This is a genomic window from Rhodococcus sp. P4_E4 (assembly GCF_056401575.1).
In genome coordinates, this window is sequence record NZ_JBFUJB010000009.1 from 26,064 (window position 1) to 41,412 (window position 15,349).

Annotated in this window: 14 protein-coding genes; 7 read left to right on the top strand and 7 right to left on the bottom strand. The window is 58.6% G+C overall.

Annotated features, from left to right (window positions below):
- Window positions 1-30: 30 nt before the first annotated feature.
- From AC1DVN_RS12470 to AC1DVN_RS12485, 4 genes are all read left to right on the top strand, one after another.
- Window positions 31-948 (top strand): hypothetical protein, encoded by a 918-nt coding sequence (locus tag AC1DVN_RS12470; protein ID WP_477993837.1) that lies wholly within the window; start codon window positions 31-33, stop codon window positions 946-948.
- 514 nt (window positions 949-1,462) lie between these two features.
- Window positions 1,463-1,894, top strand: coding sequence for a hypothetical protein (locus AC1DVN_RS12475; RefSeq protein ID WP_477993838.1), 432 nt, complete (start codon window positions 1,463-1,465; stop codon window positions 1,892-1,894).
- Window positions 1,894-2,043, top strand: a complete 150-nt coding sequence (locus AC1DVN_RS12480; RefSeq protein ID WP_477993839.1) for a hypothetical protein — start codon at window positions 1,894-1,896, stop codon at window positions 2,041-2,043. Before AC1DVN_RS12475 ends, AC1DVN_RS12480 begins: the two co-directional genes overlap by 1 nt.
- Window positions 2,044-2,249: 206 nt before the next feature.
- On the top strand, window positions 2,250-2,705 hold the full coding sequence (locus AC1DVN_RS12485) for a very short patch repair endonuclease (protein WP_477993840.1): 456 nt from the start codon (window positions 2,250-2,252) through the stop codon (window positions 2,703-2,705).
- A 68-nt stretch (window positions 2,706-2,773) separates the two neighbouring features.
- On the opposite strand, the gene AC1DVN_RS12490 is transcribed toward AC1DVN_RS12485, so the two are convergent.
- Together AC1DVN_RS12490 and AC1DVN_RS12495 are read right to left on the bottom strand one after the other, a co-directional pair.
- The gene (locus AC1DVN_RS12490; RefSeq protein WP_477993841.1) at window positions 2,774-3,034 is read right to left on the bottom strand and encodes a hypothetical protein; all 261 of its coding nucleotides are present in this window, start codon (window positions 3,032-3,034) and stop codon (window positions 2,774-2,776) included.
- A gap of 9 nt (window positions 3,035-3,043) precedes the next feature.
- On the bottom strand, window positions 3,044-4,330 hold the full coding sequence (locus tag AC1DVN_RS12495; protein WP_477993842.1) for a DNA cytosine methyltransferase: 1,287 nt from the start codon (window positions 4,328-4,330) through the stop codon (window positions 3,044-3,046).
- Window positions 4,331-4,561: 231 nt separating this feature from the next.
- On the opposite strand from AC1DVN_RS12495, the gene AC1DVN_RS12500 reads away from it, so the two are divergent.
- The gene (locus AC1DVN_RS12500) at window positions 4,562-5,269 is read left to right on the top strand and encodes an HNH endonuclease (RefSeq protein WP_070386212.1); all 708 of its coding nucleotides are present in this window, start codon (window positions 4,562-4,564) and stop codon (window positions 5,267-5,269) included.
- Window positions 5,270-5,361: 92 nt separating this feature from the next.
- Window positions 5,362-6,291, top strand: a complete 930-nt coding sequence (locus AC1DVN_RS12505) for a NaeI family type II restriction endonuclease (protein ID WP_070386211.1) — start codon at window positions 5,362-5,364, stop codon at window positions 6,289-6,291.
- 840 nt (window positions 6,292-7,131) lie between these two features.
- On the opposite strand, the gene AC1DVN_RS12510 is transcribed toward AC1DVN_RS12505, so the two are convergent.
- Entirely contained in the window at window positions 7,132-8,202 is a 1,071-nt protein-coding gene (locus AC1DVN_RS12510; protein ID WP_477993843.1) for a hypothetical protein, read from the bottom strand.
- An 8-nt stretch (window positions 8,203-8,210) separates the two neighbouring features.
- The gene (locus AC1DVN_RS12515; protein ID WP_477993844.1) at window positions 8,211-8,822 is read right to left on the bottom strand and encodes a nucleotide pyrophosphohydrolase; all 612 of its coding nucleotides are present in this window, start codon (window positions 8,820-8,822) and stop codon (window positions 8,211-8,213) included.
- Window positions 8,823-9,544: 722 nt separating this feature from the next.
- Here AC1DVN_RS12515 and AC1DVN_RS12520 point away from each other — a divergent pair.
- Complete coding sequence (locus AC1DVN_RS12520; RefSeq protein WP_477993845.1) at window positions 9,545-10,327, top strand: hypothetical protein; 783 nt, start codon at window positions 9,545-9,547, stop codon at window positions 10,325-10,327.
- Window positions 10,328-10,679: 352 nt separating this feature from the next.
- Here AC1DVN_RS12520 and AC1DVN_RS12525 read toward each other — a convergent pair whose 3' ends face one another.
- From AC1DVN_RS12525 to AC1DVN_RS12535, 3 genes are all read right to left on the bottom strand, one after another.
- On the bottom strand, window positions 10,680-11,702 hold the full coding sequence (locus AC1DVN_RS12525) for a hypothetical protein (RefSeq protein WP_070386207.1): 1,023 nt from the start codon (window positions 11,700-11,702) through the stop codon (window positions 10,680-10,682).
- 251 nt (window positions 11,703-11,953) lie between these two features.
- On the bottom strand, window positions 11,954-13,282 hold the full coding sequence (locus tag AC1DVN_RS12530; protein WP_070386206.1) for a 5-methylcytosine restriction system specificity protein McrC: 1,329 nt from the start codon (window positions 13,280-13,282) through the stop codon (window positions 11,954-11,956).
- Window positions 13,279-15,114: an McrB family protein gene (locus AC1DVN_RS12535; protein ID WP_218103624.1), complete on the bottom strand. Its 1,836-nt coding sequence runs from the start codon at window positions 15,112-15,114 to the stop codon at window positions 13,279-13,281. Before AC1DVN_RS12535 ends, AC1DVN_RS12530 begins: the two co-directional genes overlap by 4 nt.
- Window positions 15,115-15,349: the final 235 nt, after the last annotated feature.

A 15,349-nucleotide genomic window follows, 5' to 3' on the forward strand; every position in this document is an offset into this window, starting at 1 on the left:
CTCAATGGTCGGTACTGCAATTGATGAGCAATGAACGACGACTTGAGAGGTCTGATCGATCAAATGCTAAAGCAGGGCACACCTGGGGCCGAAGCACTCTTCGAGATCCGTAAGCAGCGCAACACGCTCGCCTCACAGGTATCAGCGCAAGTCGAGTTGCCTGAGCCTGCAGGCGTACTTGAGATCCGAGAAGGCGACGACGTACGGACGTACAAGCACATCCTTCAATCGTCCTTGCTCCACCGTGAGCACTACGCCGTCGCCAATCGAATCAAACACCTGTACCTGCTAGATGCCTTCATGCGAGCAGCAGATGACGAGAACCCCATGGCACTTTATGCCATCGCTAGGAGCATGTTCGAGTTCAGCGCTTTCCTTCACGAGGTTCGCAATCGATTAAAAAATACCGCGGCGTCTGTGAATGACAAGACCTGGCAGCCACTAGGCATGAAGTTCTTTGGACTGATTGTCCGGGCGCGTTATGCGACCGCCAATCCAGAATTTCGCACTATGCTACTTGATAGCGGTATACCAACAAAAAGACTCAAACCGTACAACATCACGTATTGCGTCAGAGGACTGGCATCCGAACCGGAACGCGCCGACGCGGAAGACCGGTATGCCGTCTTATGCGACTTTGTTCACCACAATCTCGGCAGCACCACGACCGCCAACTCTGGGATCAGATATGGCACCACCGCAAACAACGGTGCAGGAAGCATTGTAACACAGAAAGTTTCGCCTATTATCCGCTACGAATATCCCGTAGTCGGCAAGTTTTCTCGCGACCTGGATGGTGTGGCGGTCGGATTCCTACAAGATGCGATTGACTGCATTCGCTGGGATAGCGAGACCCCGCACTCGCCATTCCCAGTCGAGATGAACGTTCGCGTCACCGGCTCAGCACTCGGAATCCCACTACTTCCGTCGACTGGGAACAGCAGGTGATCTCCTGGTGTCAGGCAGCAAGGAAGCAGTACGCAGACATGATCTTCCGTTTCCCCGATTACCCTGTGGTGGCGGAAAGAAGATACGCGTCGGAGAAACCCACTACCGATTTCGGTGGTGCTGACTACCGTGGTCAACCCGGGCGTGGAGCAGCCCCTTGCAGTACCGGGCTGTGAGCGCCAACCGGCACTCCGCGCGATCGGCACAAAAGCACGACCGGAAACAATCCGGTGGTGAAGGCGCCGTCGTGGCTTCCAGCCCTCTCCCGCGACGGCGGTCTGATGCCCTACTGGCGTATCCGAGAGGCCCAGTAACGTAGTCACATGTAGTCCAAGCGTGCAGCAACAACATTCCCCGCTTCAGAGGACTGCCTCCCGACACCTCCGAAGGACGCAGAGCAGCGTGGTACTCGCTCGCCTTTCTTCTCCGGACGGTCGCAGCATCCTATCTCGACATGCAGCCACACGAGCTCAACGCTGGCGTCTTCTCCGGAGTCGAAAATGACGAAGCAGCAATGTTCGCCTTCATCGCAGACACACTCGAGAACGGAGCCGGATTCAGCACACACCTCGGATCGGAAGATGAACTACCACTGTTCCTGGCGGCGGTGAAAACCTACCCTGCCGAGCTCTCGGATGCAGACCACGCTCCAGTATGTACATCGTCGTGCTACCGATGTCTTCGTGACTACGCGAACATGAGTTTTCACGCTTTGCTTGCTTGGAGACTTGCTGCCGACTTATTGACGCTCTTGTCGGGAAACCTTCCACCCCGCAATCTCATTGCTGAAAATCAAGCCCTGAAAAAATGGGCAGAGGGCAATGACGCACACGTTATCGAGGGACTTCAGGCTCCCGTGGCGGCCGCAATCTACAAGAGCAACACCCGCGGGCGTATCGGCATCATCGTCCGTCATCCATTCGAGGCCGTCGAGGCAGGGGGCTGATGTCCCCCAGACTTTCACAGGCGTTCGACGAGATCGGCAAGCAACTTGCAGGAGACGAACCGGTCTTCGCCGTGGACAGTTTCGTACTAGACCGCAATCCGGCAGAGGTGTCCAGGCTGGCAGACCTCGTCCCCAGGAAATACCCCTAGAGCAAGGCTGGGCGTGGAGCATCTGACCTATGTGTGATTTTGGGAGGCTGAGCCACGCGAGCGGGTTCATGTCGCTGGAGATAGCAGGATGATGAGCGGGATAAAGCATCTCTCGGCACTTCCGCCAAAAACGGGAGTGCCGAGGGGCGGCCAGCTGCGGAGAAACATCACGCCAACCTTGAGCACCGCCCCGCTAAGCTCGCCTTATGTCCACCAGCGGCACGGGTGAAAACTCCGCGTACCAACTGACTCCCGGTCGATCACGAAACATGCGGGCAATTCGCCGAACGGACACGAAACCGGAAGTGGCACTTCGACTCGCTCTTCACGGACTGGGCCTCAGATATCGCAAAGATCTACCCATCCGCGTCGGCGGGCGGCTTGTCCGGCCCGACATCGTATTCACACGTTGGCGCGTGGCGATCTTTGTGGATGGATGTTTCTGGCATTGCTGTCCTGAACATGGCCGGGATCCGGGAGTAAATCAGGAGTACTGGTCACCGAAGCTTCGCCGAAATGCCGAGCGGGACAAAGTTCAAACACTGCTGTTGAGGCAGGAGGGCTGGACAGTGATCCGCATCTGGGAACACGAGCTGATGGAGGATGCGGTAGCGAAAGTTCAAGCCGCCCTTGGCGAACAGCAGTCGCGGGCTCGCAGCTGATCGTCAACTCGCAGGCGGCAGAATCCCCATCAGTGCTTCCCCGCTGCTGTTCGTTGTCGATTCATACGTCACCGCGTCGGACGTGTCCTGGTACTCGTAGACACCGACAGCCCATCCCTGATGGTCTTCACGTTCCCAGGCAAGCGGACCATCTGCGTCGGTGATGAGCGCAAATTTGTTCTCGTCAATGGCGAGTTCGATGCTGCGCTCATGCCACCCGTCTGCGTGAACGTCGCGCGATACCCGTTCGACGACAGCAGATCCAAGACATCGAGATACTGGAGAGTGCCGTACTCGATCGATTGGCCGTAGACGTTCGATTCACTCATGCCGTGCTCCTAACTGACTCGCGAACGATAATCGGCGATGTATTCATGCCGATGGTGGTCCTCTTGCCCGACGAATCCCTTGAACTCACCGAGACGGTATGACACACCGGTCTTGTTCTGCTTGATCTCTACCTCGAAGTCGCGGGAGAGATCTGCGATTCTGCGTTCGAGTTCATGCTCTTCGGCAATGTCCTCCGAGATGGCTAGGAGGCGTTTTGCCGTCATGAATCCGTCGGTGGACTGCAATGCCCGGTAGACGGAGTCATGGACAGCGCTGGCGGCTAGTTCGGGTATGTCCCGTCGCTCGGCGGTCCGATTGAAGGCCGCGATGATGGACGTACCGATTGCCTGAGCGACCGGCGGCGGGAAGGCGTTGCCTATCTGGCGATATGTCGCGGTCTTGAGGCCAGCGAATTTCCATTCCCCGTCCTTCCAGCCTTGGAGACGCGCAACCATCGGGATGGTGAGCTTTGGTGGGGCATCAAGGGGGTGCGGCGAGTCCTTGGCCGGTACCTCGTTGGCGATTCCCATTCCGCTCACACCGAGGTTCAGCCAGGCCCTCTTGGCGCGTGTCGGGCCGAGATCAGCGCCGCCGTGCTTCTTGCTGCCACCGACAAGGGTTGGTGCGATGTCGTTGGCGAGTTTGACCCAGTCGTCGAGGTGGCGCCAGCCTTCCTGTCCCATGAGGTCTTTCAGGACAGTGCCAACGGTTTTCTTTGTCGGAGAAGGCTTGGGCCAATGGAAATATGCGGCGTCCTCGCGTTGCAGTGCCACGAGGACGAATCGCGGGCGTAGCTGTGGCACACCGAAATCGGAGGCCTGCAGCAGGCGCCAATCGGCGACGTATCCAGCCTCTGTGAGCCGGTCGAGGATGCGTTGCCGATACGCCGCGAACCGCGGTGCGGACAATCCGCGCACATTTTCGAGCATCAGGGCGCGGGGTTTGATCTGGACCGCTGTCTCCACTGCCCACGCGAACAGGTCTCGCTCATCCGATGCACCGAGTTGTTTGCCGGCGATGGAGAAGGGAGGACATGGCACGCCGCCTGCCAGCAGGTCGATGCCTGCGTAGTCGTTCGGGTTCCAGGTTTCGGGGTTCGCGACGTCGCCCCAGGCGACTTTCCATCCCGGCCGATTGAGCTCGAGGGTGTCGCAGGCATTCCGGTCGAGTTCGATGGCCAACTCGTGCTCGAATCCGGCTTTTTCCAGCCCCAGAGCCTGGCCACCGGCACCGGCACATATCTCGACAACCTTGTAGGGGGTCGTCGGTGGCACGGGCTTCTTCTTGGCTGGCATTGCTCCATCCTCCTATACGCGGGGCTGTTCAAAGTCTAAGCGATGGATTCGAACCTATATTCGATTAACTTCGAGTGGCGCATTCCCTCATCGGCAATGTTTCTTCCCTGAAATTTTCTTGCCGAACGTTGCCGAACGTTGCCAGGCTTGCATTCGGCAGGACATATCCGGTAACTTCTGTTCTGCCGGTCAGGCCGAACGGCCTGACAACCTATGACTTACAGGAGACACATGACCCAGGGAGATGTTCGTCGCTCTTCAAAGGTTCTCGTTGCGGAATACATCTCGAGCGTCGGTGAAGGAAACAAGTTCACCAAGTTGGAGTTGTACAAGGCGGTACCGGACTTCTCTCAGGTAGACCGCCGCATGCGGGATCTGAGGGAGTGCGGCTGGGTGATCGACAATTACAAGGTGAACCCCTCACTCAAGCCCGACGAGTACCTGGTGCAGAAGCTCGGCGTACGAATTGATCTCGGCGAACGACCCATCTCTTCGGGACGGCGGACGATCGGCGGAGCAAAGCGACGCAGGATTTTTGAGCGAGACGGAAACCTGTGCTCGATTTGCGGTGTGTCGGCGGGTGGTTCGTACCCCGACGCACCCGACCGCCGGGCCGTTTTGACGATCGGTCATATCCACGCGGTTGCCCACGGCGGCTTGGACGACGATTCCAACTTGCGCGCGGAGTGCCAGCGGTGCAACGACGAAGCCCGAGATAACACAACGCCCCCTCTCTCGTACGAGAATGTGTTGAGCCATGCAAGGAACATCGGGTCGAAGAAGGAAAAGGCGCGGCTGCTCTCGTGGATGATCGCCCAACGCCGAACTCCGGACGACGTCGAACGCGTTTTCCTCGAATGGCGTCAACTCCCCCGTGATCAACGAGAACGTCTGATGGCAGCGTTCTCCACTCAGGTTCTCGGATCAGTGGAGGGGTGACCGCGTGAGACGATCTCCAGCAATCCAACCAATGGGTCTTCCCGGCCATTCGCGGGCAGGTTCTACCCCGACATCGAAAGTGTGAGCCTCAATTGACAACCTTCGTCGCTCCCATCGACCCGCCAGACTCTGCTGATACCGAGCTTGACGAAGTCGTCGCGGAAATTCTGCGACTAGACCCTGATGGATCTCGGTGGGCCGCTGTCGTCCGACACACGTACGACATGATTTACAACGGCGCAGAGACTGGGCGCTACCGCTGGGATCAGTTGATGAAGACGGAGAAGACCCACTTCGGCACCCTCTTTGAGATCAATGCTCAGCGCGAGTTCGGCTTCGACGGCGGAGACGAGACCGACTACCGCATTGCCGGCCATCAGGTTGACGCAAAGTGGAGCCAGAAGAAGGGGTCCTGGATGCTCCCACCGGAGGTCTTCGGCAGGCTCGCCCTTGTTGCAACCGGCAACGACGAGAGGTCTGAGTGGTCGTTGGGCCTCATTCGAGTCAACGCTGAATACCGTTCGGCGAGCTCCAATCGCGATATGAAAAGCACTCTTAACGCGCTGGGCAGAAGTAAAGTCCATTGGATCTGGCACGAAGCGCCGATGCCGTCGAATGTCTTGCTGCAACTTCCCCGCGCCACTGTGGATGCAATCTTCGAGCTGAAGGCAGGGACACAGCGGACGAATCAGCTGTTCCGTGTCGCCGAAGGACAACTAGTTCATCGCAGCGCGGTTCGGACGGTTGCAATGCAGCTCGACGATCAGAAGCGCGTCCGCAAGAACGGCGGAGCGCGTTCCGCACTTGCGCCAGAAGGTTTCGTCATTCTGAGTGGCGCTTACCACCGGAGGATCGCGGTTGATTTGGGTGTACCTGTTCCTAACACAAAGGAATATATCTCGGTTCGGGTCGTCCCCTCGGACGACAGCAATGGTGCCCTCATCGATGGTGCGCATTGGCGCAGAGCCATGGCCGACGAGATATCTACCGTTTGCGCACCGACACCGACACATGGCTCATAACCGCTCCTCGCTGGAGAGGCGGATGGCCGGACGGGAAGCAGCGGAAAATGGGGCCAGGGTTTGTCGCGATGCACCACGTCCCGACAGTCGCGTACAAACACCTTTCCGATTGCTGCACAACGCTCTTGATCGATGCCGGACCTTCCGGGCTCACGACCTGTGAAGATGCGGCATTGGCGAGGACACCTGATACCGATAAGTACGACTTCCCCACGGGGGAGTTTGTGGTGAGCGCAATGCAGTGACCGCCGACCATCAGGGCCATCACGTCGGCATTATTCTCCGCCGAAGTGAATGAATGATGGTCGAGCTGGTGGCCAATTGGACTGGTCTCAAATCCGAGAAGGCCCCGAGCTCCGCTGATCAGGTTCGGCCCTTCTCGTCTCTGGACGCCGTTGATACCTCGAGTTACTTGTTGCGGCCGTTCCTGTAGTCCCGGACTCGCCTAATTTCCGCGCGACCCTCGGGATCGTTCACTAGTCGCTCGGATTCGTTGCGAAGCATCTGACTCCTCCCACGGTGTTCCTTGGCGAGGTCAGCGACGTGGACAGGAAAGCTGATCGATTGGACCTGTCGCCAGATGTTGTCCCACACCCGTCACGCACTTTCCCACCGGACTGGAGTACCGCCGGTACCTGTTCAGCGCTGACCTGCTCGATCCGGTCTGTCGGATCGGGATCGTTCGAATTCTGCAGGTGCTGCTTCTTGCGCATTTCGACTGCCGGATGGTCGAACTGCAAAAACCCTCGATATGAATTGCACCGGAGTTCCGGACACTGATGTGCCCTGAGTTTTCCGGACTCACCTGCGAGTCAACCCGAGCACAACCGGTGTCGACGGCTACAGAACGCCGACAGAACCCGCAGGTTGCCACACCTCCTTCATCGCCGCCACACGCGATTCCGGCGGGGCGATGTTCATGAATCCGCACTGGCCGTCGCGAAAGACGCACCCGATCCCGTAGTTCCCGAGCCAGTGGATGTCGCGTGCACTCGGCGCCCCCTCGAACAGCGCTGTGAGCGCGTCGATCTCAGCATTAGCATGGATAACGTAGTCGAGGAGCTGCGCCAAGGCTTCCCTAACCTTGGCGTGTGATGCGGAGCTTTTCGCTTCGACGATCTCCGCTGCACCAGCCCCGCTGGTGTCGGGGAGAAGGTACAGATCGGAGAATCCCACCACCGATTTCAGGCGCTGCTGACTCCGGCGGTCACCACTGGCCCGGAGGAAGTCTTTGTAGTCGACGACGAGTCGCGCCTCCGCGCGATCGGCCACAAACGTGCGGGCAGGGGATGTTCCGGCGGCAGAGTCGGTGTGGTGGGCTTCCGGCCCGACAACGGCGCCCTGGTCCCACACGGGGGTATCGGAAATCTCGGCAGCGGCGAGTTCGACTGTGGCGGCGTATTCGGTGGCCGTCTCGATCAGCAGACCGTCGAGGATCCGCGCTGCCCGATCATTGTCGTAAAGCCGGGCACCCATGTAGTTGTCCCCGCCCTTGGAATCCGGGGAGTCGGTGAGCTTACGGAGATCGGTGTACGGGATCTCGGTTTCCTGAAAGCTGATTAGCGAGTACACATTCAGATAGGGACCGTGTGTCGGCTGCGGCGGCCACATCGCGTTGCCCGCGTCCGGATTGCGGAAGCTCACTCCGACCTCTCCGATCGCTTTGACATGATTCTGTCCGGTGAACAGAACAACATCGCCGTGCTTCAATCGCGACATGATCTTGTCCTGATTACGCGGGGTCGCCCAAAACCGTGCCGACCCCTCCGGGTGCTCAGTGAGCAGTTGCTCGTACTCCGCGGCGGTCAGCGCACGACGGAGCGCGCCATTGCCGAATGGAAACGGCTGCGCGAGTGTCTTGCTGTAGTTCTTCCGCGCCTGAGGATTGCCGAAGGACGGTTGGATTAACACGCTTGAGCTCATTCACCCGCCCCGGGCAGTTCGGTGTACTTGCGGCTCGATCCGCGGCTCAACGCGACCGGATAGCGGCGTTCGTTGGCGTCGATCTTGGCGGCCGCGGCGGCGCCAACATCGATACCGAGAAGACCCGCGGCGGAGCTGAGGGCGGTCCAGACACGGTTCAACCGGTTACCCAGTTCAGCTCGGTCGATCCGCGTTGGGAGGGCGTGCGCTGCACCGTCTTCCCATTGGAAGACTTCGAGCAACAGACCCGCTGCTCCGCTGAGCCTGCACACCGCGCGTGCGAGACTGAGGGAAGCGGCGGCCGAACCCTCTACCGGCGCACCGTGTCCCACCGCCTGTGGGAAGCCTCCGGGTGGGTCGATCTGCACCACGTCGTAGAGACGGAGCAGGTAGAGGACGACGTCCGCGACCTCATGGCGCACGCTCTCGAGACCCCATGGAGTGAGAGGGGGAGGCGTCTCGACGAGCAGCGTTTCGATCTCGACACACAGCTCCCCGACCTCTCCACCCAACGCCATAGACAGGTTCTTCGGCGAATGGAACTGCTCCCAGTCACGTGCCTGCGCGAAGGCCCGTTGCCGGACGACGACTTCCTCGACGGTTATCACGAGTGCTTACCCTAACGACATTCACCGACACGCAAGGCAAGAGATAGTGGGGCAGGATTAACGGCGTGACGGTGGCGCACAGTTGCAACTCCCGCGCTCGACGAAGGTCACTCCCCTACCCGTGTATCTCGTCGGACGCAGGCAGCGCCAGCCTGATGCAAGTTCAGCTGCGGACTCTCCTCCCGCGAATACCCGTAGAGGTCGGAAAGGTGGACCGCGACAATGTTCGTGCAGCTGACCATGTACCTCCTCGCCTCGCCGCTTTTTCTGGTGGCTGCATCTGACAGATCGCGCACGAAAGACATCCGAGAAAAAACTGAGCAACGGTCGTGACGACACCACAGCGGCCGGTCGATAGAGCGTAGACGCGGAGCATGGCGACATCGAGAGTCTGGCTAGTCCCCGATGCAGGTCCAATCATTGAATCGTCAGAAGCGGCGAAGCCGGCCCGATCAGGCGTGCACGACCTTCGAATACATCGAGTTCGTGGACTTCGACGACGGCAGCGGTGGATCCACTATGTTGTAGCGATCGAATGGGGCACCGATCTCACCGTTCGTTTAATACCTTGGCGCGACACATCAGGCACGGGATTATCAATGGCGGCGACGGATGCGAAATACCCGATAAGGTGGCCTTTCCGTCGAGAAGTGAATAATCCGTGTGCATCGCTCGTGTGGGTCGGAGTAAGTGATCGATATCGAAGGCTTGAGGAGATCAGTGTGAAGCGTTCCGCGGTGGGTACGGTCGGTGCAGTGTTTGCAGCCGCAGTCGCGGTGACGGGAATGCCGACCACCGCATTTGCCGATGACCAGCTCCTGGAACCCGGAATGCCATGCCCCGCGCCGGCTATCGATTGCAGCGGAGGGGAACCCGAACCGTGGGAGCCGCTGCTCACGTTCGAGGGTCGCTTCTACTTTGCGCACCCGGACTTTCCTGGTGGGCAATATGTCGCGACCGAACGACCGGACAAAGACGAGCGGTGCACCTGGAGTCATTACGACGACGCCGGACTTGTGGAGTCGCACAGTTCGTATCGAGACAGTCATGTGGTCAACTTGACTCCCGGCGACGTGACAATGTCGTCTACGAACTGTGGTGTCTGGACGTTGGTTGATCCACCTCGGCCCACGATCCCCTCACCGGTCGGCGCGGGCATGGTTCCCAATCCTGGCGTAGTGTTGCCTGCAGATTCGATTGAGACCTACAACTTTTCCATGAACAGAGGGCCGCGAGGGGTATATGCATCCTCCGGGCGACCTGACGTGAACAGCGTCTGCCAATGGGAGACTATGACCTACCCGGTCGGCACCAAAGACAATACTGTAGAGCAGCATTCGGTCCGCCAAGATAGAGTGGTCGTGGACACTACCGATGAAAAGATCTGGTACTTCCGCTCGTCGAATTGTGGAACCTGGACACTTCTAGAACCCGAACAACAGGAACTGCCGACCGGCAACTCAAGCGCGTCTACTGGTTCGTTGGCTTCACTGTTCGGTTCCTAGCCGATCGAGGCTCTCTCGCACTTCAATCAAGGAGTGATTGTGGTGCACACTAGACGAATTTCGTTTCTTGGCAACACTTTACAACACTTCCAGGACTCTGCATGACCACGAGAATGCGCTCAACACAGCATCAACCACACCGTTAACACACTCCGGACGTTGTCGACCCGATTCACCCCAGCACTGCACCAGCTTCTTTGCATCTCAATCCAAGACATACAACGGAGCTGGCCACTTCTGCGATCATACCTGAAAGTGCTTGTCGCTGCGCAGTATTCACTTCTAAGTCAGAGCAAACTTGATCAATCTGATCGACCGTCTATCCCGCACCAATGTTGTTCACTTTCGAGTGTCAGGCGCCAGCGATGCTCAGCTTGTTCTTGTACGTCGTCCGCCAGTGCCAGTCGAAGTAGAGACGGCTCCCTTTGCTCGACACCCATTTTTCGCAGCGTCGACCCTTGATCAGCATTCGAACATAGTCTTCTTCCGGGCCGCCCGGCCGCGTGGTGGGACTGATCACGATGTGGCCGTTGGCATTTACTCCGAGGTCTCCGGATTCGTAGAGGGCATCGCAGCCGAAGACGCATGCGATCATCGCGATGCTGTGCACATCTAGTCGTTCGATCTCGGTACAGGCTGATCGTTTCTTGATGTGGGCGGCCCGGAGGAATTCGCGGGCGAACTCACGCCCGCAGATATCGCAGGTCCCGGTATCTCCGGGGATCAATGATGCTCGAAGGTACTTCTGCTCTTGCCGGAACACTGCGGTGTAAGCGCGATCTGTTGCGGCGATGCCCGCATGGACCGCCGCGGTATAACCGACTTGGTCGATCGCAGGAGTCCGTTCTTCGTCCTCGACTCCTAGGTAGTCGAGAAGTCCAGCGCTCTGCTGTTCGGTAAGAACGTCGAAAGCGCGTTGGTTGGTGTTCCTCCAGTCGGGCTTGGTTCGGATGAAGGGGATCAGTTCCTGGTACGGCACGTTGATAGCCCGGATGTCGTCGATGAAGTACAGGTACTTGAATGGTTCCCCCTCGTCGAGGGACCACAGTGCGCCTGCGAGATCTCCGTTCTCGACGGTGTAGGTGATCGTGGCCAGGGCAGTGAACGATTTGTTCGGGCCGCCGGTGTAGAAGAGTACTTTCGCCCCGGGTGACAGATGATTCCAACGATTGAACTTGAGCTGGCTTTCTCCGGGGCTCACCCCCCAGAGTCTTGCCTCGCCCGCGGGGTACAGCTTCCGGAGTATCGCCATCTGCTCGGGCGGGATATGTGAGCTGTAGGCGGAGAGTTTGATCGGGTTCACCACCGTCTTGCGGTAGTGATCGGCGGTCTCCTTTTTGTTCGGGGTCGCCGGCTGCAGTGCCACCAATGTCATCTACGCACTCTCTCCCGCGCGCCATTCGTTGCGCGTGTTCACGATTACGGTCCGTGGCAGCCGCAATCTATCCTCGATTGATCTACTGTTTCACGCGCCCTCACGCGCCGCATTTCCAGATAGTTGGATTCCCGCCAGCGGCACTCGGACTCTGCGCCAAATCTGAATCGTGCCGCATAGACTTTGCCCACCTTATGATTTCGTGCAACCTATATAGCGAACTATGACCCGAGCAAATGCTGCGACTCGACCTACCGACGGGACTGCCCGAAATCAGCGTTCACGCCAGCTGCCAGTATTTCTGTAAACCGTGCGACACAGGCAACTTCGTCGATCGGTAACCGCAGGAACTCTGCCGTACCTCCCGCATCCCACTGCAAACTCCACGGTCCACCAGCCTCGGCGCTCGACATCGCAGATTCGGGAAGCAGTGGATAGGCGAGGATCCCTCGCGGTCTGATCCCTCCACCAGAATAGGAAGCCAGATAGCTGGTGAGCTGATACAAGTCTTCACGATTCACCGGGAAAGGGTCAAAAAGCCGCTTGTACTTGGCATCGATGACCGCATCAGGTTGCGCAAGGTCACCGACAACGAAGTCCGGCAACAGCCGACCCATCGGGCGCGCTCCGCTGGCGGAATGAAGCAGATGACTCGACGTCTCTGCCGTTGTCCCGTGCGTGACGTGGAGACCTTGCACTGCGCCGCGAATGCAGTGCAGCAGAAACAGCTCCCACAGTTCCGCTACGTCGAGCAGAACACCGTCATGACTATCTGCCGAGCTGTCACCGTGCGGCCCCCTGTTCTTCGCGATCATCCACGACAGGTCTGCAACTGCTTTGTACGGCAGCGTTATCGGGGTGTATCGAACCGACCGCAGTTCCCGTCTAGACGGCAGAACGGGACGCGAACCTGTCTCGGCACGGAAGTGCGGAATCAATTCCTCAATGCGTGCGCCTCGCCACCCAGCACGCTGGATGCGAGCGTTCAGCACCCTGTCGGCCAACACGATCGCCCGGGTCACGGGATTATCGACGACCTTAGGTTGAGTTACCGAGGCCAGGTTAGGGCTTCGCTTCATACGCAGCGGCAATGTTCCCGCCACATCGAGTCGACCACGCACGGTCGGCCCCTCATGGCGATCGGTGGTGCGGATTGCCGGCATTCCGTGCCTTGATGCATCCACCAGCGCGCGGCGCCACGCCGCGGCTTGCAGCTCAGCGATCAGGAACGAGATCCCGTTCTTACCTGCAGCGCGCGGAACGATTTTCAGGTTCAGTGCCGCACTTGCCCAGGCTGAGATGACGGGGAAGCCGAGACGTGGGCGGATCTCCAAGATCCGGTCACCTCGTCGGATTTCCCCGATGTAGCGGCCTGCCCGCCATGTCCCGTCCGTTTGGCGAGTAAGTACAGGTTCGGCCTGATCGTCATGCTTGGGGAAGGAGGACTTGATCGGTACCACCAGTGTGGAAGCATCGAGTTCTGCGACCAATGTTGCAAGCCACTTGTCGTCGTCCTTCTTCAATCTCCCGGTGCCGGGAACCTGGCCACCGAGGTCCTGGAAGACAATTCGGCGGGTCATCGTTTCAGGAACGTTGATTCCAGCGCCGACAATGAACTCTCCCGATCATCGGTTCCTGAAAGATATTGTTCGAGAAGTGGTTTCAACGAACGGTCCCAGAGATCTCTCAGTGGCGCCCTCACATGACCGGCCGGGGACCACAGATATGTGCCCGATTGTGGGCGGGAGCGGCCAGTGCTGAGCCACCGTTCGAGGAAGAACGTGATGTCCGCGAAGTATGTATGCCCGATCTGGTACGCACGTCCGAGTTCGTCCATGTGGAAGATCGCATCGTTGATTTCCTGTGCCCGGTCGGCGAAGATCTCGAGCTGCCCCATCGCGTGTTCGATCGAATACCGCGCCGGCATATCTTCTTCCCATCTGTGCCGGACGATCTCGAGTAGTGTGTCTCGCTCGAAGGGGCACTCCCTCCACAGGAATCGTCGGCGCAATGCGAAATCGAGGGTTTCGACGGATTGGTCGATCTCGTTCATGGTGCCGATGATGTACAGATTGCTGGGCATCGCCAACGTGGTGGGTCCTTCACCGTTGTTGATGCCAGGCAAGGTGACGGAGAAATCTCTCTTGTCCCGTTCGAGGAGCGAGAATGCCTCACCGAGCATTGCGGACAGGTCCGTCCTGTTGATCTCGTCGAGAACGAGCACGAATGGGAGCGGAGTCAGCCCATCGGGCAGCTCCTGGCTCGCTATCCTTTCAATGAGATTCGGCAGGAGCCCTGGCTGGTAGCGAGTCTCCTCCTTTTCCAATCGGAGGCCGCGAATGAACTCGGCGTAGCCGTATCCCGGATGGAGTTGAACCCACTCGACGTGATCAATGACAAGGCGATCGAGTAAGTCTTTGTTGTCGAAGAACTTTCGAGGTCCCCAGCTTCGGAGCGCTTCCCTCAGGATCAGTGTCTTCGAGAGCTCACGCGCAGTAAAAGTTTTACTGGTACCGGGAGGGCCGTACAGGATGAGTTGTTTCTTCCATTCGAGGGACTCGATGTCGCTGGTTCCCTCGCCTTCGCCGCCTGTTCGGGATTGCCAAACCCCTTGCAGCGGAGGATGGTAGAAATCGATGCTGCCGTCGATGTTCCCTCCGACGAGGAAATCGTCCTCCAAGGCGGTGCGGATCGCGAGTAGTTTGCGATCTGTCGACCAGTCGTCAGGCACTTCCCCATCGAGAAGCTGGGAGAACGCGTCCGCGATCTCGCGTTTGTGGGTACCAGAAGCGATTCGCTCGAACGAATCGGGATGGAGAAGGTGCAGCAGGATGTGCATCATCTCCCGCTGATTCTGACTTGGCGCCTCTCTCACGAAATCTTCGAGGGCCCAAGGATCGGAGAGCAGTTCTGTGCGATCCTCGACCGAGAGCTTCTTCAACCGGATCACGAAGTCGATAAGGAATCCGAGCTGGAGATCACGCCGCGTATTGAACCCGATACCGGGGTGTCCAATCACCGAAGACATTGCGAGGTACGGCACAGAGTCCACATCGAGGGTGTATCCGGAATCCGCCAACGTCTTTTCGATGACGTCGACTTTGCCTCGGCGACTCACTGAACTGGTGAAAAGGAAGTGGACCAGAAGCAATTCGGCTGCGAACAGTCTCAGTTCCGGCGAAGCTCCCTTGAGCTGGACCTCGAACTTACTGGCGAACGTCCCTCCCCCGTCTGAACCAACAATCGGATTCTCGGTGAACCGTGTCGCCAAATCCGCCGCGATGCCGGACGTCCATATCGCGGTTTCCTCAGACTGAGTCACTGAACCGTCTGCGATGAGGCACTTCGTCCGCCACAACTCGACCGTCTCATCGATGACCTGCCGCGATACGTCTTCTTTGAATCGACCCATATCCGTCCTATCGTCAGCGAATCATGTCCGCACTGAAAACCGCCAAGGCCAGCCAATGTTCGACTAACGACCGTGTGGCGGATGGAACTACCTTTGCAGACTGCACCGACAGATTAACGGCGAACCGATAGTTCACGCGGGTAGGCTATCCGCCGCTACCGGCTCCCTCCGCCTATCTTGATGCCATGGGTCCAGCGACTATCCGCGACTCTGCGCCAGATCATCCAGCGCGCGA

Bases quoted from the DNA above. Each gene is read 5' to 3' on its own strand.
- AC1DVN_RS12470 (WP_477993837.1), top strand. From the start codon at position 31: ATGAACGACGACTTGAGAGGTCTGATCGATCAAATGCTAAAGCAGGGC.
- AC1DVN_RS12475 (WP_477993838.1), top strand. From the start codon at position 1,463: ATGTTCGCCTTCATCGCAGACACACTCGAGAACGGAGCCGGATTCAGC.
- AC1DVN_RS12480 (WP_477993839.1), top strand. From the start codon at position 1,894: ATGTCCCCCAGACTTTCACAGGCGTTCGACGAGATCGGCAAGCAACTT.
- AC1DVN_RS12485 (WP_477993840.1), top strand. From the start codon at position 2,250: ATGTCCACCAGCGGCACGGGTGAAAACTCCGCGTACCAACTGACTCCC.
- AC1DVN_RS12490 (WP_477993841.1), bottom strand. From the start codon at position 3,034: ATGAGTGAATCGAACGTCTACGGCCAATCGATCGAGTACGGCACTCTC.
- AC1DVN_RS12495 (WP_477993842.1), bottom strand. From the start codon at position 4,330: ATGCCAGCCAAGAAGAAGCCCGTGCCACCGACGACCCCCTACAAGGTT.
- AC1DVN_RS12500 (WP_070386212.1), top strand. From the start codon at position 4,562: ATGACCCAGGGAGATGTTCGTCGCTCTTCAAAGGTTCTCGTTGCGGAA.
- AC1DVN_RS12525 (WP_070386207.1), bottom strand. From the start codon at position 11,702: ATGACATTGGTGGCACTGCAGCCGGCGACCCCGAACAAAAAGGAGACC.
- AC1DVN_RS12530 (WP_070386206.1), bottom strand. From the start codon at position 13,282: ATGACCCGCCGAATTGTCTTCCAGGACCTCGGTGGCCAGGTTCCCGGC.
- AC1DVN_RS12535 (WP_218103624.1), bottom strand. From the start codon at position 15,114: ATGGGTCGATTCAAAGAAGACGTATCGCGGCAGGTCATCGATGAGACG.